The sequence below is a fragment of the Caulobacter sp. 05L422 genome (assembly GCF_056397765.1).
This window is the reverse complement of the sequence record NZ_JBFTOB010000009.1, coordinates 156,252-176,670: the sequence shown is the minus strand read 5'-3', so window position 1 is coordinate 176,670 and position 20,419 is coordinate 156,252. Positions and strand designations below refer to the sequence as shown.

The following is a 20,419-nucleotide window of genomic DNA, read 5'->3' as shown; positions in this document are numbered from 1 at the left end:
AAGGGATCGAGACCGGGTCCGGCTAAGCCTCAACAGGGCTGCCCACCGGATGCTGGCGGATAACGATGGCGCGGAGCGATCGGCTTCGTCGAAACGGTATTCATTCAAAGATCTCCGGACGATGTCCGGCGCTCCGCGACCCTTTCCATTCCCTCTCACAGCCGAAGGCGTGAGCTTGAGAAGTCGTGCCCGCTAACACTTGCCCCCACCTGGCGGCTTCGCCGCCTGTCCGCCCCCAGAGGGGGCGGAGGAGAACGCGCGCCCTCTTCCCCCTGTGGGGGAAGACGACCGCGAAGCGGTCCGTAGGGGGCAAGTGCTCAACGCACCAAAAGAGGCCGAACGAGCCCCCTACTTCTCCAACCGCGCCACCAGACTGGACGTATCCCACCGATGCCCGCCCATGGCCTGGACCTCGCCGTAGAACCCGTCGACCATCGCCGTGCCCTCCAGCTTGGCGCCGTTGACCGCCGCCTCGGCCAGGGCGATGCCCAGGTCCTTGCGCATCCAGTCCACGGCGAAGCCGAAGTCGAACTTGCCCTCGGACATGGTCTTCCAGCGGTTCTCCATCTGCCAGGACTGGGCCGCGCCCTTGGAGATCGCCGCCAGCACGTCGTCGGTCGGCAGGCCGGCGCGCTTGGCGAAGTGCAGCGCCTCGGCCACGCCCTGGACCAGGCCGGCGATGGCGATCTGGTTGCACATCTTGGTCAGCTGCCCCGCCCCCGACGGGCCCATCAGGCGGATGGCCTTGGCGTAGCTGTCCAGAACGGGTTCGACCCGGGCGAAGGCGGCCGCGTCGCCGCCGGCCATGATCGTCAGCTGGCCGTTCTCGGCCCCCGCCTGGCCGCCCGACACCGGGGCGTCGACAAACCAGCGGCCGACGGCGCGCGCCGCGGCGTCCATCTCGCGGGCCACGGTGGCCGAAGTCGTCGTGTGGTCGACGATGACGCCGCCTTCAGCCATGGCCGGCAGCACCTGCGCCACCACGTCGCGCACGTCGTCGTCATTGCCGACGCACAGGCACACCAGCTCGGCGCCCGCCACCGCCTCGGCGATGGTCGGCCGGGACGCGCCGCCATGCTTCTCCACCCAGCGCGCGGCCTTTTCCGGCGTGCGGTTGAAGACGGTGACCTCGTGGCCGGCGGCCTTCAGGTGGCCGGCCATCGGAAAGCCCATCACGCCCAGGCCGATAAACGCCGTCTTCATGCCGAAAGCTCCTTTTGGAAGAGGCCCGACATCGCCCGTCACGACCCCGATCGCAACGCCATTTTAACGTCCAGCCGTCACGTTCGCTCGAACAGGGTTAAGCAGGCTTAAGCGCAATGGCCGTCAGCGGCGAACAGCCGATCGTCATCAAGAAGGTCAAGAAGGTCGTCGGCGGGGGTCACCACGGCGGCGCCTGGAAGGTCGCCTATGCCGACTTCGTGACCGCGATGATGGCCTTCTTCCTGCTGATGTGGCTGCTGAACACGACCAGCCCCGAGCAGAAGCAGGGCATCGCCGACTATTTCGCGCCGGCCTCGATCTCGTCCAGCACCAGCGGCTCGGGCGGCATCCTGGGCGGCACCTCGCTGGGCGACGACGGCGCCAAGGCCGACGGCAAGATGTCGGTCATCCAGCAGATGGCTCCCGAAGCCCCCACCGAAACCGACAAGGACGGCCAGAGCACGGCCTCGGCCAGCCTCGACTCGGCCAGCGAACAGGCCCTGCGCGACGCCCTGGCCAAGAAGGAGCAGGACAGCTTCGCCTCGGCCGCCCAGTCGCTGCGCCAGTCGCTGCAGGACATGCCCGAGCTGGCCGAACTGTCCAAGCAGATCATGATCGATCAGACCCCCGAGGGCCTGCGCATCCAACTGATCGACCAGGACGGCCGCTCGATGTTCAAGGAGAACTCGCGCGAGCCGAACGACCGGGCCCGCATCCTGCTGCGCGCCGTGGCCAAGGTGATCAACCAGCTGCCCAACCGCATCACCATCTCGGGCCACACCAGCGCCAGTTCGGCCGGCAAGCGCGCCGACAGCGACTGGTCCCTGTCGGCCGAGCGCGCCGACGCCTCGCGCCAGGTGCTGCGCGGCGCCGGGGTCGACGAGGACCGCATCTACCAGGTCTCGGGCAAGGCCAATTCCGAGCCGCTGTACGCGGACGATCCCACCCTGCCCGGCAACCGCCGCATCTCGATCGTGCTCCTGCGCGAAAAGCCGGTGCTTCCCGATGGTCTCTGACGCGCGCCTTTGGGTCGTCCGCGACGACATGACGCTCAAGCGTGTGGCGCAGCTTGCGCAACCGTCGCGGATGCCGCCTAATCCCTTATCGGCCCGGTATCGCGGGCGAGGCTATTAGAGGATCGGGCGCCTTCCGTGACGCAGCATTTTCCGACGCGACAGCTGCGCTTCTTCCTCACGGCGCCCACGCCTTGCCCCTATCTGCCCGGACGCGAGGAGCGGAAAGTCTTCGCCCACCTGCCGCTGTCGGACGGGCCCACCGTCAATGACAGCCTGACCCAGGTCGGCTTCCGTCGCTCCCAGAACATCGCCTACCGGCCCGCCTGCGAGACCTGCCGCGCCTGCCAGTCGGCCCGCGCCCCGGCCTCGGACTACGTGTTCTCACGCTCGGAACGCAAGGTCCTGACCCGCAACACCGACCTGGAACGCCACCTGGTCGAGGCCGAGGCCACGCTGGAGCAGTTCGAACTGCTGCGCCGCTATCTGTTGACCCGCCACGCCGACGGCGGCATGGCCGAGATGACCTGGCCCGACTATGTGGCCATGGTCGAGGACACGGCGGTCCGCACCCACCTGATCGAATACCGCCTGCGCTCGCAGGACCGCGGCCCCGGCGACCTGATCGCCTGCGTGCTGGTCGACGTGCTCGCCGACGGCCTGTCGCTGGTCTACAGCTTCTACGACCCCAGCCTGACCAAGCGCAGCCTGGGCTCGTTCATCATCCTGGACCACATCCTCCAGGCCCAGATCAACGCCCTGCCCTACGTCTATCTGGGCTACTGGGTGCCGGGCAGCGAGAAGATGGCCTACAAGGCCCGCTTCTCGCCGCTGGAGATCCTCAAGCCCGGCGGCTGGGCCCTGATGTCGGCCCGCGAGCGCGGCGCCCGTCCGCCCAAGCCGGTCGGCTGCGGCTCCAACGCCGGCGTCGAGCTCAGCGACGCCGAGCCGGCCGAGCTGGGGGGCTTCCCGTCGCCGGGCAAGCCCTAGCTACGATTGGGGACAGGCGCACGCGCCTGTCCCCAGCCGAGCCCTCATCGCGCGAAGCTGACCCCGCCGTCCACGGTGACGGCCGATCCCGTCACATAGTCCCCGGCCCGCGAGGCCAGGTAGATGGCCGCCCCCGCCATGTCCTCGGTCGTGCCGATCCGGCCGGCGGGAATGGCCTTCGAGACGGCGTCGGCGTGGTCACGAGCCACCTTGTTCATGTCCGAGGCGAACGCGCCCGGCGCGATGCAGCTGACGGCGATGTTGTCCGGCGCCAGGCGCAAGGCCATCCGCTTGGTCATGTGCAGAAGGCCGGCTTTGGACGCGCCGTAGGGATAGGTCTCCTCCTTGGCCACCGACTGGCCGTCGATCGAGGCGATGTTGATCACCTTGGCCACGTGGTCCTTGCCGGCCGCGCGCAGGTGGCCGATCAGGGCCTGGGTCAGGAAGAACGGCGTCTTCATGTTCAGGTCCACGACCTTGTCCCAGCCGCTCTCGGGGAACTCGTCGAAGGCCGCGCCCCAGGCCGCGCCGGCGTTGTTGACCAGGATGTCCAGCTTGTCCTCGCGCTCGGCGATCCGCGCCACCAGGCCGTTGATGCCTTCCAGGGTCGAGACGTCGGCCGGCAGCGAGATGCATTCGCCGATCGCCGACAGCTCCTCGGCGGCCGCGTCACAGGCGGCGGCCTTGCGGGCCGAGACGTAGACCCGGCGCGCGCCGTAGGTCAGGAAGCCCTCGGCGATCATCTTGCCGATACCGCGCGAGCCGCCGGTGACCAGGGCCACGCGGCCCTTCAGGGAAAACAGGTTCTGCATCATGGACTGGTCTTTCAGAAGCTGCGGCCGGCGCCGAGGGCGCCCAGCCGTTGGGTGATGTCGAAGAATTGGGCGACGGTCTCGTCGATGATCTGGGCCGCCGGCTTGACCTCGTCGATCAGGCCGACGGTCTGCCCGGCCAGGGCCGGCGCGGCCTCCATGTCGCCGCCAAAATAGACGCCGAGGATGCCCTTCAGGGCGTCGGGCGGCATCAGGCCTGCTTCGTGGATTTCCTTGGTCCTTTCGGACTTCAGGGCGCGGATGCAAGGGCTGGCCTTCTTGTTCAGCACCCACGTGCCGGTCTCCTTGGAGCCCGTGATCGCGGCCTTGTAGTTCTCGTGAACCGGACTCTCGGCGGCGCTGACGAAGCGGGTGCCCATCTGCACGGCCTCGGCCCCCAAGGCGAAGGCGGCGGCCATGCCGCGGCCGTCACAGATGCCGCCGGCGGCGATCAGCGGCACGTCGACCCGGGCGCGGATGGCCTGCAGCAGCACCAGGATCGAGACCTCCTCGGGATTCTTGAAGCCCCCGCCCTCGGCGCCCTCGACCACCAGGCCGTCGACGCCGGCCTCGACGCATTTGACCGCCGCGTCGACGGTCGGCACGGCGTGATAGACCACGATCCCGGCGTCCTTCAGCGGTCCGACGAACTTGGCCGGGCTGCCGGCCGAGGTGGTGACGAACTTGACGCCGCTCTCGCAGACGAAGCGCAGCATGGCGTCGTCCTTGAGGAACAGGATCGGCAGGTTCACCCCGAACGGCAGGCCGCTGTCGGCCATCTTGCGGATCTCGGCCTTGCAGTTCTCGGTCTCGCCGGACGAGGTCTCGATGACCCCCAGCCCGCCAGCCCGCGAGACGGCGCTGGCCAGCGGATAGCGGGCGATCCAGCCCATGGGAGCCTGGACGATCGGATATTTGGCGCCCGTGTGGGCAAGCACTCTGTTGCCGGTCATGGGATCAGCAACACCCGGCCCACGGCCTGGCGGCTCTCGATATAGGCATGGGCGGCGGCGGCTTCCGACAGCGGGAAGGTCCTGTCGATCAGCACCTGCAGCTCGCCGCGCGCGGCCTCGTCGATCAAGGTCTGGATCATGTCGTGCACCCGATCGGTCATGATCTCGGCGCCCAGGAAGACACCCGTCAGCGACCGGTTGCCGCCCATCAGCGACGAGACGTCCACCTTGGTCGGCTCGCGTCCGGCCTGGCCGACCAGCGAGATGCGGCCGCGATAGCCCAGGGCCAGGATGCTGGCCTGCAGGGTCGGACCGCCGACCGGGTCGACCACCAGATCCACGCCCTTGCCGCCGGTCAGCTTCATCACCTGCTCGACCGCGTCGTCGCGGCCATAGTTGATCCCGTGGTCCAGGCCGAAGGGCTTGAGACGCTCCAGGCGTTCGTCGCTGGAGGCGGTGGCCAGCACCGTCGCCCCGGCCCGCTTGGCCAGCTGTATCGCGGCGACGCCGACGGCCCCCGCCCCGGCCTGGACCAGCACCGTTTCGCCGGACTTCAGGTGACCGGCCCCGAACAGGCACTCGTGCGCCGTGCCGAACGGCACCGGGATCGCCGCGGCCTTGCGGACGTCGAAGCCGTCGGGGATCGGCCAGGCGTTGCGGGCCGGCACGCTGCGCAGCTCGGCGTGCGAGCCGAAGGCGTTCACGGTCACGACCTTCTGGCTGACCTTCAGGTGCGTGACCTCGGCCCCGACCTCGATGATCTCGCCCGCCGCCTGGTAGCCGACGATGTGCGGGCTGCCTGCCATCACGCCGCCGCCCCGGTTGAGGGTGTCTCCGCCCTCGATGCTGACCGCTTCGACACGGATCACCACGCCGCTGGGGTGGCAAGGCGGATCGGCGACATCCTCGTACTTCAGCACGTCCGGGGAACCGGTTTCGTAATAGACGGCGGCCTTCATGACACGCTCCCTAAGCTTTGTTTTTATTGGCCCTTCGAGGGGCTGTTACTGCGCCGGATCGACCAGGGCCTGGTAGACCAGGGTGGCGGCGTCATCGTTGATCTTGGCCAGGGCCGGATCGATCTCCTTGGCCAGGATGTGGATCATCCCCAGCATGAAGAGGTCGTTCTTGGGATCGATCCAGAACCAGGTCCCGGCCGCGCCGCCCCAGCTGTAGGTCCCTTCGCCTTGCAGCGTGCCGTCCCGGGCCGGGTCGGTGACCACCGCGAAGTCGAGGCCGAAGCCCACGCCCTTGGCCGGCGAGAACGACGCGTCGGGCGCGGCCATCACGATGTCGCTCAGATGATTGGACGCCATCAACTGGATCGTGCCCGGCGCCAGAATCCGCGCGCCGTCCAGCTGGCCGTCGTTCAGCAGCATCTGGGCGAAACGGGCGTAGTCGGCCGTGGTTGAGACCAGGCCGCCGCCGCCCGAGGCGATGGCCGGCGGCTTGGTGACGTCCAGCACCATGAAGTTGTCGGCCGGCTTCAGGGCGCGGGTCTTGGGATCGGGAATATAGAGCGCGGCCAGGCGATCGCTCTTGGCCGGCGGGACCCAGAAGGCCGTGTCGGTCATCTTCAGCGGGTCGAAGATCCGGCTTTTCATGAAGTCGGCCAGGCTCATGCCCGACAGCCGCTCGACGATCAGGCCCTGGATGTCGACCGAGACGCTGTATCGCCACTCGGTCCCGGGTTGGCTAGCCAGGGGCAGCTTGGCCAGGGTGGTCAGGAACTCGGCCTGGGTCTTGGAGCCCAGCAGGCCGCTGTCGCGATAGGCCTTCTCGACCGGTTGATCCGTGCGCAGACCATAGGCGAAGCCGCCCGTGTGGCTCATGATCTCGCGCATGGTCGGCGCGCGCGTCGCCGGCTCGGTGATGAAGGTCCCGTCGGCGTTCTGGCCCTTGTAGACCTTGAGATTGACCAGTTCAGGCACGAACTTGGTGACCGGATCGTCGAGGCGCCACTTGCCCTCCTCGAACAGGATCATCATCGCCACGCCGGTCACCGGCTTGGTCTGGGAATAGATACGAAAGAGCGTGTCCTTGGTCATCGGCGCGCCGCCGATCGCCCTTTTGCCGAAGGTCTCGTAGCTGACGATCTTGCCGTGGCGGGCGACCATGGTGATCGCGCCCGGCAGGTGGCCCTGGTCGACCAGGCCCTGCATGTAGGCGTCCAGGCGCTTGAGGCGTTCGGGTGAGAAGCCCGCGGCGTCGGGCGCCGCCGCCGCGAGGGTCGGGGCCGCCGCCTTGGGCGCGCTCCAGGCCGGACCGGCCGCCAGCACCAGGACGGCCGTCGCCGCCGCCATCGTCCGCCAAATCCGCATGCGCCACCCTCACGAACAGTTGTTTGAGGGCACCTTAGCTTGCTTTGATGACACGGCAATGGATCAGGTTGGCCGCCGGCCTTGCCCGTCCCCCGTCCTTGCGGCTAAGGAGAACCCCCGCTCGGCGCAGCGGGGTTGGCCGGATTAGCTCAGCGGTAGAGCAGCGGTTTTGTAAACCGAAGGTCGGGGGTTCAATCCCCTCATCCGGCACCACCCCAGTTTCCTGATTTCCATCTCATTAGCCGGCGTGTTCGCCCGGCAGACGGAGGCCTGCATGACCGAGCTGAGGACAGTGCCGGCCGCCGGCGGGGTGGGCCTGCGGTTGCGCAAGGGCGAGCTCTTGCGGATCGTGGACACCGAAGGCGGTCAGACCGGCGACCTCGTCGCCTATTCGGCGGACGGGACGGAACGGCTCTCTACCGGGCGAAGCTTCGACTACAACGAAAAGGTCCGGCTCACGACCGGCGACGTCCTCTGGTCGGACCGCAGCAACCGGATGCTGACCATCGTCGCCGACGACGTCGGACGGCACGACATGTTCTACGCCCCCTGCAGCTCTGAAATGTATCGGATGCAGTACGGCATGGACGATCATCCCAACTGCCTGGACAATCTGAGCGCTGCGCTGCGCGAGTTCGGGATCGATCCGATGTTCCCGCCGCAGACGTTCAACTTCTTCATGAACGTGGAGCTCGACGACGAGGGCCGGATGACCATCGTCCCGCCGCGGTCGTGGCCCGGCGCGGCGACCGTCCTGCGCGCCGAGATGGATCTGGTGATCGCGTTGTCGGCCTGTCCGGCCGGCACGTGCAACGGCGGCGCGCCGCCAAGGTCGGTCGGTTTCGAGGTGCTGCCCGGCTGAACGGACGCAAGCCGCTGGAAACAAGAAAGCCGCCCGACCCGCTGAGGGTCGAGCGGCGATTTCGCGCTTCAGCGAAGGATCAGAACGTCTTGCGCAGCGTCACGCCATACATCCGCGGCGGGGTCGGATAGCCGCTGTAGCTGCCGTCCTGAGCGACGGTCGGGAACGTGGCGATCAGGCTCTCGTCGTTCGTCAGGTTACGCGCCCACAGCGTCAGTTCCAGTTGGTGCGCGTCGTCGGTGACGCCCAGGCTGGCGTTGACGATGTTCTGGCCCCAGGTCCCGATGTCCGGCGGGGTCGTCTCGCTGAGCTGCGCCTTGCTGGAGTAGTCGTACTCGACCCGCAGGTAGCCGGCGTACCCCTTGCCCAGGTCGTGCGAGATCGTGGCCGAGGTCGACAGGCTCCACTTGGGGATGCCGGCCGGCTTATCGCCCGTCAGATCGCGGAAATTGGGACGCAGACCGGTGGAGGTGTTCACCGGGCAGCGGGCGGTGTCGTAGTTCACGCAGGCCGCGCCGGTGAACGAGTCGTAGGTCGGATCCAGATAGGTCGCCGACGCCGTCAGCGACAGCCAGTCGATCGGCCGATAGGCGCTGTCGACCTCGAAGCCCTTCACCGACTCCTCGCCGGCGTTGACCAGGCTGTAGCCGATGCCGGTATAGGCGTTGGACTGGAAGCCCTTGATCGACTGATCGAAGATCGCGAGGTTCAGATAGCCGCCCTGGAAGTTGGCCTTCAGGCCGGCTTCGTAGACGCTGACGTCCTCGGGCGCGGCGGTGCGGCCCACGCCGTTGGCGTTCGGCGGCCGGCTGTCGGACGACAGGTTGTAGGCCCCGGCCTTCCAGCCCGTAGAATAGCTGACATAGGCGTTCACCCAGCCGAAGTCGTAGGCGGCGCGGACGGCGTAGGTGACCTTGTCGCCCTTCAGTTCGCCGGACTCGCTGGCGTTCGGGAAGTTGACCGGGGCGTGGTTGGCGGTGTTGCCGTAGTAGAACTGCAGGCTGCCCAGGGCGCCGTACAGGTTGCCCGGCAGGCCCAGGGCGGTCAGTTGCGGCACGTTCTGCAGGTTCAGGGCCGAGAAAGGGTCGCGCAGGACCACGTCCGACGCCACGCGCTTGCGGTCGTTCAGATAGGACAGGCCGCCGGTGATCGTCAGCTTGTCGGTGACCTGGTAGTCGGCCTGGCCGAACAGCGAATAGGACCGCTGCTTCATCGAATAGTCGTCGTCGATGCCTTGGCCGGCCTGGAAGTAGGTCCTGCCGGGAACGATCGACGGGGTGACCAGGCTCTGCAGGAACTCCAGGGCGTAGATGTTGGACTTGCCGGTCAGGGCGGGACGGATCGCCGTCGGCAGGGCCGCGAGCAAGGCGGCGGGCACCTGGCCGCTCAGGCCTTCGGCATAGGCGCGGATGTCGGTTCCGTAGTTGATCGTCCGGCCGGTCTCGAGCTTCTCGTCTTGGTAGAAGCCGCCGATCAGCCAGTTGAACGGACCCTCGCTGCTGGAGGCCAGGCGCAGTTCCTGGGTGAAGGTCTTGATGTCGTTGCCGTCGCCCTTGTTGGCTAGGTCGCCGCCGGTGAAGTCGACGTCCTGGAAGGAGGCGGCGGTCTGCTCGCGATAGGCGGTGATCGAGGTCAGCTTGGCGAAGCTGAGGTCGTGGTCGATCTGGCCCGAGATCCCCTTGCCCGTCAGGCGGTTGCTGGGGTCGGTGTTGAAGACGACGTCGCGGTCGAAGATCTTCTTCGGATCGCTGATCGGCTTGCCCAGGCCGAACGGCGCGGGCGCGCCGATAAACTGGGTGGCCGGGCCGTTGTAGATCGAGTTCACCGCGCAGCAGACTTCGGTGATCTTGTTGTAGTCGGCGATGACTCGGACCGAGGTCTGGTCCGTCGGCACCCACAGCAGGTCGCCGCGGATCGACCAGCGGTCGCGGTCGTTGACGTCGTTGCCGGTGGTGACGTTGGTCGCGTAGCCGTCACGCTTGTTCAGGCTGCCCGACAGGCGCACGGCGACCGTGTCGCTCAGCGGGCCGGTGACGGTGCCCTTCAACTGGCGCGCGTCGTAGTTGCCGAGGGTGGCCTCGACCTTGCCGCCGAAATCGAACTGCGGCTGCTTGGTCACGATGCTGATCGCGCCGGCCGAGACGTTCTTGCCGAACAGGGTCGACTGCGGGCCGCGCAGGACTTCGATGCGCTCGACTTCCGGCAGGTCGTCCAGCGCCGCGGCCGAACGCGAGCGATAGACGCCGTCGATGAACACGCCGACAGAGCTCTCGATGCCATCGTTGCCGTTGCCGTTGCCGAAGCCGCGGATGATGAAGTTGGTCTGGCTGGCGGCGTTGAACTGCGACACCTTCAGCGACGGCACGACCGACTGCAGGTCGATCAGGTCGCGGATCTGGGCGCGTTCGATGGTCTTCTGGCTGGTGACGGCCACCGAGATCGGCACGTCCTGGAGTGTCTGCTCGCGCTTGGTCGCCGTGACGATGATCTCTTCGACCGTCGCGGCGGCGTTGGCGGACGGCGGCGTCTGGTTCTGCGCCAGGGCGGGACCCGCCACGGCTAGCGCCAGCAGCGACGCGCCGACGAAATGCACCTTCTTCACGTTATTCTCCCTGGAACTTGTTCTTGTTGGTTTTCAGCGCGAGACGAGCCGCAGCGCGCCGATAAGCCCGGTGCGGACACGAGCGGCTCGACGATCTGGCATTCGGTTGAGCGGTACGGCGGTGACGTCGCGCGGCGCATCGCCCTCGGTGAGGGCGCGGACACGGTCCTGCGCGGCGTTCGCGGCCATCTCGGTTTCCCCCTTGAGACGCGAGCGCCTGTTTCGACGCTTCGTGCCCGAGGGCGATTCTAGTACACCCCAGATATTCTAGAGCAAGTTAGAAATTTTAGGATGAAATCGAACATTGTTCTCAGGACGCTTGCCCAAGGCGTCGTCGGACCGCTACCACTGCGGAAGTTCCGTAAAGAGAACGCCAGGGGAGCGGGAAATCTTGACCGGCGAAGGCGACATCGTCACGGCCGCGCCGGACGGTCACAAACCGCTGTCGCACAGCCCGAAGTCCGCCAAGAAGCGCGACTCCATCCTTCGGGCGGCCACCGAGATCATCAACGTCAAGGGCTACGCCCTGGCCACCATGACCGAGATCGCGGCCGCGCTCGATCTGCGCGACGCGGCGCTCTACTATTATTTTCCCAACAAGCAGGCCCTGGTCTTCGCCTGCCACCAGAGCTCGCTGGAACGCTTCGATCGGGTCCTGAGCCAGACGAACGAGGACGGCGGCAGCGGCTTCGAACGACTCGAACGTTTTCTGAAGGCCCTGCTCGTGGAGTCCGCCCGCAACGGTCCCCTGCTCTATTTCGGCGACCGGTCCTATCTGGACGAAAGCCAGCGCGACGCGATCGCCACGTGCGGCGAACACCTGACCCGTCGGCTCGAGCGGATCATCCAGGACGGCATGGCCGACGGCTCGATCACCCCCTGCGAGTCGTCGCTGGTGGTCCAACTGCTGCTGGGCATGTTGATCTGGCTGGCCCAGTGGGTGCCCACCGTCGAGGGCGTGACGGTCGACCGGCTGATGGCCGCCATCGGCGTCGCCAGCCTGAACGGTCTGAAAAGCGACGCGCGGCCGGCCTAGCCGCGCGCGCCGTTTCCTCTAGGCGCCCAGCAGGGCCTCGTAGCGGGCGACGTTCTCGGCCAGCCACTGCTTGAGGCGTTCCAACTCGCTGATGTGGACGTGGGTCTCGTCCGTCACGCCGCCGTCGTCGGTACGCGCCCCCACCTGCAGCTTGCCGCTGCGCAGGGCTTCCAGGCGCTCCTCGAGGGCGTCCTGCTCGGCCTTGTGTCGCTCGACGACGCGATTGAGTTCGGCCTTGTCCATACTCGGTCTCCACTGCGGCCGCCGACGGGGTCGGAACGGCTTCACGCTCAGGGATCGAGTTTACGGCCACGCCCGGCGCGCGTCGATCAAAGGCCTCGAGACCGGCAAAAAAAATGCCCGGCACGAAGGCCGGGCAGTCATTAGGGAGGAAACGCCCAGGAAGGGCAGGAGCGCCAAGGGCGGCTCCACGGGTTGATAACTAGTGCGCTGGGACGGCCAATCAAGGGCGAGACCGCCGCGTTGTAAGGTGAAGCTGCGAAGAACGCCCGTTTGTACGCAAACCGGGCAAGCAAGCGGGCCCTGCCCAAACCCTGGGCGCGGCCTGTTCGCGCGACGGGCGAAAAAGCCGCGTCTAGGGCGTTTCAGGCCATGCGATTCGGATCCGCGGAGCCTGCCGCCCGCGCACGCGTGGGCGGCGCCATGGACAGCCGAACCCCGGGCGGTTAAGCCTTCCAGCGCTCAACGGCCAAGGCGGAAGACCGATGAACGCGCCCCTGACCAGCGTCTTCGCCGAACGGGTTGCCGGCGCTCATCGCTTCGGGCTGGAACGCGTCCGCCGCGCCGTGCGCTTCGCCATCGCCCACCGCGACCGCAAGCTTCCGCGCCTGGCTCAGATCCGCAATCTCGACTACCCGGCCGTCAGCGGAAAGCGCGCCGCACGGCTCTACGTGCCGATGCACGCCCCCGCCGTCGGCCCAGCCATCCTGTTCTTCCACGGCGGCGGCTTCGTGATTTCCGACATCGAGACCCACGACGCGCTGTGCCAACGCCTGGCCGACGCCGCCGGCGTCCGCGTCGTGTCCGCCGCCTACGGCCTCGCGCCCGAACACCCCTTCCCGTCGCAGATCGACGACGCCCGGGCGGCGTTCGCCTGGCTGCTGGACCAGGCCGCCGAGCTCGGCGTCGATCCCGATCGCCTGGCCGTGGCCGGCGACAGCGCCGGCGCCTACCTGGCCGCCACCGTGGCCAACGACGCCAACGCCCGGCGGGCCGGCGCGGTGAAGGCCCAGGGCTTCTTCTCTCCGTTGATCCATCTGGATGACAAGGTCTGGGCCCAGACCCTGCTGCGCGACGCTCGGTTGATCGGCCGCCTGGCCGTGGCCTACATCAACGCCCAGCTGGCCAACGCCCACGCCCCATCCCTGCTGGACGCGGCCGGCCCGGCCACGCCGCCGACCTTCCTGGTCACCGGCACGCTGCTGGACCCCGTTCATCCGGACGCCGTGCGCTACGCCGCGGCCCTGACGGCGGCGGGCGTGACGGTCGAGCTGCAGGAATATCCGGGCCAGGCCCATGGCTTCGTCAACTTCACCCATGTCCTGCCCGTGGCGGTCGAGGCCGTCGCGACGCTTGGCGCCCGGCTGGGGAAGGCGCTACGAGACGGCGCATGACCCCCGTCCCTTCCAAAACGACTCTCTACATCGACGCCGACGCCTGCCCCGTGAAGGACGAGGTCTACAAGGTCGCCGCTCGCTACGGCCTGAAGACCTTCGTGGTCTCCAACAGCTGGATCCGTGTACCGCTGACCCCGGCGATCGAGCAGATCGTGGTCGACGCCGGTCCGGACATCGCCGACGACTGGATCGCCGAGCGGGCCGGCCCCGGCGACGTGGTGATCACCAACGACATCCCCCTGGCCGACCGCGTGCTGAAGGCCGGCGGCCAAGCGTTGGGCACGACCGGGCGGTTGTTCACCGTCGACACCATCGGCTCGGCCCTGGCGTCGCGGATGATCGGCGAGCACCTGCGCTCGATGGGCGAGGTCACCAGCGGCCCCAAGGCCTTCGGCCCCGCCGACCGCTCCAAGTTCCTGCAGGCGCTGGACACCGCCGTGGTCAAGGCCCGGCGCGTGGCCCGATGATCGAGATCACCTCCTGGCTGCGGATCGAGGACGACGAGATCGTCGAGAAGGCCACCCGCGCCTCGGGCCCCGGCGGCCAGCACGTCAACAAGACCTCGACGGCGATCGAACTGCGCTTCGACGTGCGCAACTCCCCCACCCTGCCCGAGGACGTGAAGACGCGGCTGGAAGCCCTGGCCGGCAGTCGTCTGACCCAGGACGGCGTGATCGTCCTGTTCGCCCAGGGCAGCCGGTCCCAGGAGATGAACCGCCAGGAAGCCCGCGATCGGCTGGTCGAGCTGATCCGCCGCGCAACCGAGAAGCCCAAGCCCCGGCGACCGACCAAGCCCACCTATTCCAGCAAGCTCAAGCGGCTGGAGACCAAGGGCAAGCGGGCGGGCGTCAAAGCGCTTCGCGGCCGTCCGAAAGGCGACGACTGAGGCCCGACCTTCACAGCGCGTTGAGTCCGCGCGCGGCGACACAACCAAAGCGTAAGTATATAGAACTGGACAATTTTTACGGATGTTGGCCACATTCCGCCAAGCGCTAGCGGCGGGGCGGCCCATGAGCCTGGTGGTTCGAGAAATGGCGGAATCCGAGGTCGATCTGGTCATCGACTATTTCCACGCATCGACTCCGGAGCATCTGGAAATGATCGGCGTGGACCCGGAGCGTCTGCCCAGGCGCGAGGACTGGCGCGCCTATTACGAGGCCGTCTTCCAACAGCCGCTGGAAAATCGGGAAACCCTGCTTCTGACCTGGCTGGATGACGAGCGGCCCGTCGGCTTCTCCAGCGCCGACAAGATCGCGTTCGGCCAACAGGCGCACATGCACCTGCACGTAACCACCCCCGAAGATCGCCGACGCGGCCTGGGTGTCGAGGCGGTGCGCCGCAGCGTGGAGCTCTATTTCGAACAGCTTCGGTTGAAGCGATTGTTCTGCGAACCCCACGCCTTCAACGCCGCGCCCAACCGCGCGCTGAGATCGGCCGGGTTCAGATATCTGAAGACCCACATCACCGTGCCCGGGCCGCTGAACTTCCGCCAGCCTGTCACCCGATGGGTGATCACCCGGCCCGCGAAGCTGGACTCCTAGACGCGCTTCCAGGCCGGCTCGACGGGTCCCGGTCCATAGGACAGGACCTCGTGCTTCCACTCCGGCTCGGTGATCAGGCCGCCAAGGATCTTCTGGAGATAGGTCGCCAGGTTGGTCTGCTCCTCCACGGTGAGCTCGGCGCAGACTTCCTGGTTGATGGGATGGATGTCCTCGCGGATCCGCCCCAGGATCTCCTGACCTTCCGGGGTCAGACGAACCACCACCTTGCGGCGGTCCGAAGCCTGGGTCCCGCGTTCGACGAGGCCGTCGCGGATCAGGCCATCGATCGACCGGGTCAAGGTCGTACGGTCGGCGGCCGACAGGCGCGCCAGGCGCGTCATCGAGCATTCGCCGAACCGCGCCAGGGAGGCGAGCGCCACCCATTTGGCGAAGCTCAATCCGTGTTGCGCTATGCAGTCGGCCGCCAAGGCGCGCCGATGCTGCTCGGTCTGGTACATCAGGTAGCTGACATAGGTCGGCAACGGCAAACCGCGGCCCTCCCCTTGCTTCTGCTCTGACATGGTTCCCCCCACGCCAAATGGCGCGTCTTCATCTCACACGCGGAAGCCACACACAATCAAGGCCCCGCTTGCAGCGCGCGAATGCGCGCGGTTGCATGCATTTGGAACGCAACGCCGTTCCCCCTGGCGTGAACGACAGCGAACGCCGTTCGATCGTGGCTAACGTCACGCTAACCATACGGTTCCAGACGAAACGGCCCCCGCGAACAAGTTCGCGGGGGCCGTGTATTTCTCACCCGTCGAGGGGTCGAAAGGCGATCAGGCGGCGCGGTTGGCGATCGCGTCCGGGGTCGCGGCGTTGCGCGCGCGGGCCCGGGCCAACCAGTCGTCGGGATAGGTCTCGCGCACCACGATCGACTTGAACTGGCCGACAGGGATGCGGGTGTTCTCGCCGGGATTGAGATCGCGCGACACCGAATGGCCGGCGAACTCTTCGATGATGGTGATCACCTGGCTGCTGCCCGCGGTGTTTTCGATCAAGACCATGTTCATTGGGGTCGTCCTGGAGCTTGGGTTCAGGCGATGAGGGCGATCAGGCGGTGTAGCGTTCGATCTGGGCCGGTTGGCGGACCCAGGCCTTGAGCTCGGACGGCGAGCTCAGCTTGCGGAAGGCGCCGCGGGCGTGGTCGTCGCAGTAGGAGCCGCGGGCGGTCTTTTCGCGGCCGCAGAAGCCGAAGTCGTGGGAGTCGGGATTGCCGATCGGCCAGCGGCAGGAATGGGTCTCCAGGCCGAGGATGTTCGCGGTCGGAGCCATCTCGGCGATCTCGATCAGGCGAATGGCGGGGCGGACCGGAGCGGCGGAGGCGTCGCGAACGACGCGGGCGCGGGGTTGGGCTCGGACGGCGGTGCGCACCGTGGTGCGCTGACGGGTGGGAATGTCTCGAACGGTGATGCCCAGACGGTGCACCTTGCCGATCACCGCGCTGCGGCTGACGCCGCCCAATTGGCGCGCCACCTGACTGGCGCTCATCCCCTCAAGCCACAGCTTGCGAAGTGTGGCGGTCCGCTCTTCGTTCCAGTCCATGATCTTGTTTTCCTACCCGTCGCCGGAGCAGCCCCTCCGACGGCTTTCTGGGTACGTTTATGGTTAATTCTGGTCAATTTTTTATGTGCATACCCACGGTTTGTAATCGGGCATTTTGCTTTTACATTCTGTGGGATAACGCGCGTTGTCGCAGGGCGCTCATCGAAAGGTGGCAAGACCTTGACCGCATAACGGCGTTATATATTGGATGCACGACCCATAGTTGGGCCAGAAAATGAATGCGGCGCCGCGCCGCACAGCTTGCGGCATAATGTCAGTCGGGGACTAGTAAATGCGTCAGTTTCACCTCGCCGCGGCGGCGATCGTCTGCGTCCTTTTGGCGGGCTGCTCCAAGTCGCCGAGAAGCTCCGACGGCGGATCGGCGAGTTCGCCCGCCGCCGCGCCGCCGACCGACGTCGAAAAGCAGGCCCTGCTGGCCGCCCTCCCCGCTCCGTACAACACCGGCGACCTGATGAACGGCCAGAGCAAGTTCGCCCTCTGCCGGTCCTGCCACACCATCGCCGAGGGCGGCCCCAACATGACCGGCCCCAACCTCTATGGCGTCTTCGGGCGCAAGGCGGGCAGCAAGCCCGACTACAAGTACTCCCCCGCCGTCGCCGCGGCCGGCTTCGATTGGGACGCCGAGCACCTGGACAAGTGGCTGGACAATCCGCGCGGCTTCATGCCGGGCACCAAGATGACCTTCGCGGGTCTGCACGACCCCAAGGACCGCATCGATCTGATCGCCTATCTGAAGGTCGAGACCGGCTACAAGCCTCCCAAAGGCTGATGAGGGCTCAAGCCATGGAAGACGCGCACGCGCTGCTGACCAGGGTCTACGAAGCCTATAACCGCAGGGACTTCGCCGCCTTTTCGGCGCTGCTGGCGCTCGACGTCGACTGGCCCAACCAGATCGAGGGCGGGCGGCTGGTCGGCCATGACGCCGTGGCCGCCTACTGGGCCGCGAACGACAAGGTGATCAAGGTCGACAGCGCGCCGGTCTCGTTCACGACCCTGCCGGACGGCCGGATCGCCGTCGACGTCAACCAGATCGTCCGCAACCTTGCCGGTCAGATCTGGTCCGACAGCTGCGTGCGGCACATCTTCACCTTGCGCGACGGCAAGATCTCGCGAATGGACATCGAGTTTCGCGACAAGGGACGGTCGGAATGAGCGCGGCGACCGACCTGATCGTCCGCTATTACGACGCGATCGAACGCCGCGATCTCGAGGCGGTTATGGCCGTGACCCACGCGCAGGTGCGTTTCCACGATTTCCTCGACAGCGGCGAGGTCGAGGGCCTGGCCGCCGCCCGCGACTTCTATCGACGGATGTTCGAACTCGCGCCGGACCTCGACCTGATCACGACCGAGACCCTGCCGGACGGAAGGGTGCGCGCCGAGTTCCAGTCCTCGGTCCATTCGTCCTCGGGACACCTGTGGTCCGACACCCGGCAGGCGGCGATCTACACGCTGGTCGACGGGTTGATCCAAGGCGTCGAACTGCTCGGCCCGATCTCCTAGGTCTTCGCCTTCGTCAGATCAGCAGGTCGGCGCAGGCGTCCAGGATGGCGTCGGCGTCGAGACGGTACTTGGCGTAGAGGTCCGGCAGGTCGCCCGACTGGCCGAAGGTCTCCAACCCCAGGGCCCGCAGCCGCATGCCGCGCACCGAGCCCAGCCACGACAGGGTCGACGGCGCGCCGTCGATCACGGCGACCAATCCCGCGTCCCGCGCCAGCGGGGCCAGGAGCGTCTCGATGGTCGAGGCGCGCGGCCCGCCGTTGGTCCAGCGCGAACGCCCCGCGGCGGTCCAGTCCCGGTGCAGGACGTCGGCCGAGGTCACCGCCAGCAGGCCCGCGCCCGGTTCGTCCTCCAGCACCGCCTCGAAGGCGGCCAGGGCCTCGGGAGCCAGGGCTCCGGCATAGACGATGGCCAGGCGCGCTCCAGGGGCCGGCGGCCGCAGCCAGTAGGCGCCGTCGACCACGCCCTGGCGCCAGGCGTCGTCGACGCGTTCGGGCTGGGCGATCACCCGGGTCGACAGGCGCAGATAGGTCGAAGCCCCGTGCTCGGCCTGGATCTGGCCGAAGGCGTGGGCCATCAGCACCGCGGTCTCGTCGGCGAAGGCCGGTTCGTAGCTGTCCAGACCCGGCTGGCTCATGCCGATCAGCGGCGAGCCGATCGACTGGTGCGCGCCGCCTTCGGGCGCCAGCGTCAGCCCCGAAGGCGTGGCGACCAGCAGGAAGCGGGCGTCCTGGTAGCAGGCGTAGTTCAGCGCATCGAGCCCGCGGGCGATGAAGGGGTCATACAGCGTGCCGACCGGGAACAGCCGTTCGCCGAACAGCGGCGCGGTCAGGCCCAGGGCCGCCAGGGCGATGAACAGGTTGTTCTCGGCGATGCCCAACTCGACGTGCTGCCCGGTCTCGGCCTTGGACCAGACCTGGGCCGAAGGGATGCGCCGGCGTTTGAAGACGTCCTCGTGCGCGCGCCGCTGGAAGACGCCCCGACGGTTCACGAAGCCGCCGAGATTGGTCGAGACCGTGACGTCCGGCGAGGTGGTCACCACCCGGCCGGCGAATTCGTCGTCGCGGCGGGCGATCTCGAACATCACCTTGCCGAAGGCGGCCTGGGTCGACTGCTCGCCGCCGCCCGCGACAGGCGCCAGCAACTCGTCGGCCGTCGGAAGGACAATCGCCGGCGCGACGTGCTCGCGCTCCACTTGGGCGGCGAACGGCGCGCGGGCGACCAGGCCCTTCAACGCCGTGTGCTCGGCGGCCGACAGGCCCGACAGGGCGTCCCATTCCTCGCCCTCGACCACGCCCAGCCGGGTGCGCAGCTCGGCGATCTGGGTCTCGGTCATCAAGCCGGCGTGGTTGTCCTTGTGCCCCTGGAACGGTAGGCGCAGGCCCTTGACGGTGTAGGCGATGAAAAACCGCGGAGCGTCGTCCTGGCTCGCCCGTTCGAAGGCCTCCAGGATGGTCTCCATGCAGTGGCCGCCCAGCTCGGTCATCAGCTCGCCGAGATCGACGTCCTTGTAGGCGCCGATCAGCTTCAACGCATTGGCGTCGCCGGCCAGGTCCGCGTTCAGCCGTTCGCGCCAGGCCGCTCCGCCCTGGTAGCTAAGGGCCGCATAGAGGTCGTTGGGGGCCGTCTCGATCCAGGACTGCAACGCCTGGCCGCCCGGCTTGGCGAAGGCCTCGCGCTGCCGCTTGGACCATTTCAGCGTCTCGACCGTCCAGCCGGCGGCCTCGAAGATCTCGCCATAGCGGGTGAACATCCGGTCCTGGGTGGTCGCGTCCAGGCTCTGGCGGTTGTAGTCGACGATCCACCAGGTGTTGCGGATGTCGTGCTTGCAGGCCTCAATCAGGGCCTCGTAGATGTTGCCCTCGTCCAGCTCGGCGTCGCCCAGCAGCGAGATCATCCGCCCCATCCGCTCGGGCTTCACCGCCCCGCGCGCCGCCAGATAGTCCTGGGTCAGCGAGGCGAAGGCGGTCATGGCCACGCCCAGGCCGACCGAACCGGTCGAGAAGTCGACGTCGTCGGTGTCCTTGGTCCGCGAGGGATAGGACTGCGCACCGCCTAGGGCGCGGAAGGCCTTGAGCTTCTCCAGGCTCTGGCGGCCGAACAGATGCTGGATGGCGTGGAACACCGGGCTGGCGTGCGGCTTGACCGCCACGCGATCCTGCGGCCGCAGCGCCTTCATGTAGAGCGCGGTCATCAGGGTGGTCATCGAGGCGCAGGACGCCTGGTGACCGCCGACCTTCAGCCCGTCGCGGCTTTCGCGCAGGTGGTTGGCGTTGTGGATCGTCCACGACGCCAACCAGAGAATGCGTTCCTCGATGCGTCGCAGGAGCGCAAGCTCCTGCCGCTTCGCCGCCAATACGGCTTCAGCCATGCTTCCTCACCCG

The 20,419-nt window shown here is 67.4% G+C and carries 23 protein-coding genes and 1 tRNA gene; 12 read left to right on the top strand and 12 right to left on the bottom strand.

The genetic code is table 11. The annotated features are described in order from the left end of the window. Positions 1-348: 348 nt before the first annotated feature. Positions 349-1,203 (bottom strand): NAD(P)-dependent oxidoreductase, encoded by an 855-nt coding sequence (locus AC1DMQ_RS10925; protein WP_477033581.1) that lies wholly within the window; start codon positions 1,201-1,203, stop codon positions 349-351. 116 nt (positions 1,204-1,319) lie between these two features. Here AC1DMQ_RS10925 and AC1DMQ_RS10920 point away from each other — a divergent pair, with 116 nt between their 5' ends. Continuing rightward, on the top strand, positions 1,320-2,219 hold the full coding sequence (locus AC1DMQ_RS10920) for a flagellar motor protein MotB (protein WP_477033580.1): 900 nt from the start codon (positions 1,320-1,322) through the stop codon (positions 2,217-2,219). A 135-nt stretch (positions 2,220-2,354) separates the two neighbouring features. Beyond that, entirely contained in the window at positions 2,355-3,206 is an 852-nt protein-coding gene (locus AC1DMQ_RS10915; RefSeq protein WP_477033579.1) for an arginyltransferase, read from the top strand. A gap of 44 nt (positions 3,207-3,250) precedes the next feature. Here the strand turns inward: AC1DMQ_RS10915 and AC1DMQ_RS10910 are convergent, their stop codons facing one another. Genes AC1DMQ_RS10910 through AC1DMQ_RS10895 form a run of 4 tightly spaced genes read right to left on the bottom strand, consistent with a single transcriptional unit; the run spans position 3,251 to position 7,292 of the window. Then, a complete protein-coding gene (locus tag AC1DMQ_RS10910) occupies positions 3,251-4,018 on the bottom strand; it encodes an SDR family oxidoreductase (RefSeq protein ID WP_477033587.1) in 768 nt (255 codons plus the stop codon). Between the two features lie 14 nt (positions 4,019-4,032). Then, positions 4,033-4,971 (bottom strand): NAD(P)H-dependent flavin oxidoreductase, encoded by a 939-nt coding sequence (locus AC1DMQ_RS10905; RefSeq protein WP_477033578.1) that lies wholly within the window; start codon positions 4,969-4,971, stop codon positions 4,033-4,035. Next, on the bottom strand, positions 4,968-5,930 hold the full coding sequence (locus AC1DMQ_RS10900; RefSeq protein WP_477033577.1) for a quinone oxidoreductase family protein: 963 nt from the start codon (positions 5,928-5,930) through the stop codon (positions 4,968-4,970). Before AC1DMQ_RS10900 ends, AC1DMQ_RS10905 begins: the two co-directional genes overlap by 4 nt. A 45-nt stretch (positions 5,931-5,975) precedes the next feature. Next, complete coding sequence (locus AC1DMQ_RS10895) at positions 5,976-7,292, bottom strand: serine hydrolase domain-containing protein (protein WP_477033576.1); 1,317 nt, start codon at positions 7,290-7,292, stop codon at positions 5,976-5,978. 138 nt (positions 7,293-7,430) lie between these two features. Between AC1DMQ_RS10895 and AC1DMQ_RS10890 the strand changes: the two genes are divergently transcribed. Continuing rightward, positions 7,431-7,505: transfer RNA gene (locus AC1DMQ_RS10890), tRNA-Thr, on the top strand. A gap of 61 nt (positions 7,506-7,566) precedes the next feature. Beyond that, complete coding sequence (locus AC1DMQ_RS10885) at positions 7,567-8,154, top strand: DUF1989 domain-containing protein (RefSeq protein WP_477033575.1); 588 nt, start codon at positions 7,567-7,569, stop codon at positions 8,152-8,154. A gap of 79 nt (positions 8,155-8,233) precedes the next feature. On the opposite strand, the gene AC1DMQ_RS10880 is transcribed toward AC1DMQ_RS10885, so the two are convergent. Together AC1DMQ_RS10880 and AC1DMQ_RS10875 are read right to left on the bottom strand one after the other, a co-directional pair. Beyond that, positions 8,234-10,756, bottom strand: coding sequence for a TonB-dependent receptor (locus tag AC1DMQ_RS10880; protein WP_477033574.1), 2,523 nt, complete (start codon positions 10,754-10,756; stop codon positions 8,234-8,236). Positions 10,757-10,789: 33 nt separating this feature from the next. Further along, positions 10,790-10,945: a hypothetical protein gene (locus AC1DMQ_RS10875; RefSeq protein WP_477033573.1), complete on the bottom strand. Its 156-nt coding sequence runs from the start codon at positions 10,943-10,945 to the stop codon at positions 10,790-10,792. A 202-nt stretch (positions 10,946-11,147) separates the two neighbouring features. Here AC1DMQ_RS10875 and AC1DMQ_RS10870 point away from each other — a divergent pair, with 202 nt between their 5' ends. After that, on the top strand, positions 11,148-11,792 hold the full coding sequence (locus AC1DMQ_RS10870; RefSeq protein ID WP_477033572.1) for a TetR/AcrR family transcriptional regulator: 645 nt from the start codon (positions 11,148-11,150) through the stop codon (positions 11,790-11,792). Positions 11,793-11,810: 18 nt separating this feature from the next. Here AC1DMQ_RS10870 and AC1DMQ_RS10865 read toward each other — a convergent pair whose 3' ends face one another. Next, a complete protein-coding gene (locus AC1DMQ_RS10865) occupies positions 11,811-12,035 on the bottom strand; it encodes a hypothetical protein (RefSeq protein ID WP_477033571.1) in 225 nt (74 codons plus the stop codon). 482 nt (positions 12,036-12,517) lie between these two features. On the opposite strand from AC1DMQ_RS10865, the gene AC1DMQ_RS10860 reads away from it, so the two are divergent. The 4 genes from AC1DMQ_RS10860 (at position 12,518) to AC1DMQ_RS10845 (ending at position 14,970) form a co-directional block, all read left to right on the top strand. Then, complete coding sequence (locus AC1DMQ_RS10860) at positions 12,518-13,426, top strand: alpha/beta hydrolase (protein ID WP_477033570.1); 909 nt, start codon at positions 12,518-12,520, stop codon at positions 13,424-13,426. Then, the gene (locus AC1DMQ_RS10855; protein ID WP_477033569.1) at positions 13,423-13,896 is read left to right on the top strand and encodes a YaiI/YqxD family protein; all 474 of its coding nucleotides are present in this window, start codon (positions 13,423-13,425) and stop codon (positions 13,894-13,896) included. The genes AC1DMQ_RS10860 and AC1DMQ_RS10855 overlap by 4 nt, the downstream gene beginning before the upstream one ends. Next, on the top strand, positions 13,893-14,315 hold the full coding sequence (gene arfB, locus AC1DMQ_RS10850) for an alternative ribosome rescue aminoacyl-tRNA hydrolase ArfB (RefSeq protein WP_477033568.1): 423 nt from the start codon (positions 13,893-13,895) through the stop codon (positions 14,313-14,315). The genes AC1DMQ_RS10855 and arfB overlap by 4 nt, the downstream gene beginning before the upstream one ends. Positions 14,316-14,439: 124 nt before the next feature. Then, the gene (locus tag AC1DMQ_RS10845; protein WP_477033567.1) at positions 14,440-14,970 is read left to right on the top strand and encodes a GNAT family N-acetyltransferase; all 531 of its coding nucleotides are present in this window, start codon (positions 14,440-14,442) and stop codon (positions 14,968-14,970) included. Here AC1DMQ_RS10845 and AC1DMQ_RS10840 read toward each other — a convergent pair. The 3 genes from AC1DMQ_RS10840 to AC1DMQ_RS10830 form a co-directional block, all read right to left on the bottom strand. Next, entirely contained in the window at positions 14,967-15,491 is a 525-nt protein-coding gene (locus tag AC1DMQ_RS10840) for a MarR family winged helix-turn-helix transcriptional regulator (protein WP_477033566.1), read from the bottom strand. The two genes, AC1DMQ_RS10845 and AC1DMQ_RS10840, sit on opposite strands and share 4 nt — an antisense overlap. A gap of 258 nt (positions 15,492-15,749) precedes the next feature. Beyond that, positions 15,750-15,983 carry a hypothetical protein gene (locus AC1DMQ_RS10835; protein WP_477033565.1) on the bottom strand — a complete coding sequence of 78 codons (234 nt, stop codon included), beginning with the start codon at positions 15,981-15,983 and terminating at the stop codon, positions 15,750-15,752. 40 nt (positions 15,984-16,023) lie between these two features. Next, complete coding sequence (locus AC1DMQ_RS10830) at positions 16,024-16,515, bottom strand: GcrA family cell cycle regulator (RefSeq protein ID WP_477033564.1); 492 nt, start codon at positions 16,513-16,515, stop codon at positions 16,024-16,026. 292 nt (positions 16,516-16,807) lie between these two features. Between AC1DMQ_RS10830 and AC1DMQ_RS10825 the strand changes: the two genes are divergently transcribed. The 3 genes from AC1DMQ_RS10825 to AC1DMQ_RS10815 are packed head-to-tail and all read left to right on the top strand — an operon-like array spanning position 16,808 to position 18,038. Further along, complete coding sequence (locus AC1DMQ_RS10825; protein ID WP_477033563.1) at positions 16,808-17,305, top strand: c-type cytochrome; 498 nt, start codon at positions 16,808-16,810, stop codon at positions 17,303-17,305. A gap of 14 nt (positions 17,306-17,319) precedes the next feature. Continuing rightward, positions 17,320-17,688, top strand: coding sequence for a nuclear transport factor 2 family protein (locus AC1DMQ_RS10820; RefSeq protein WP_477033562.1), 369 nt, complete (start codon positions 17,320-17,322; stop codon positions 17,686-17,688). Then, entirely contained in the window at positions 17,685-18,038 is a 354-nt protein-coding gene (locus AC1DMQ_RS10815; protein ID WP_477033561.1) for a nuclear transport factor 2 family protein, read from the top strand. The genes AC1DMQ_RS10820 and AC1DMQ_RS10815 overlap by 4 nt, the downstream gene beginning before the upstream one ends. A 13-nt stretch (positions 18,039-18,051) precedes the next feature. On the opposite strand, the gene AC1DMQ_RS10810 is transcribed toward AC1DMQ_RS10815, so the two are convergent. Then, on the bottom strand, positions 18,052-20,406 hold the full coding sequence (locus tag AC1DMQ_RS10810) for a transketolase (RefSeq protein ID WP_477033560.1): 2,355 nt from the start codon (positions 20,404-20,406) through the stop codon (positions 18,052-18,054). Between the last annotated feature and the right edge of the window lie 13 nt (positions 20,407-20,419).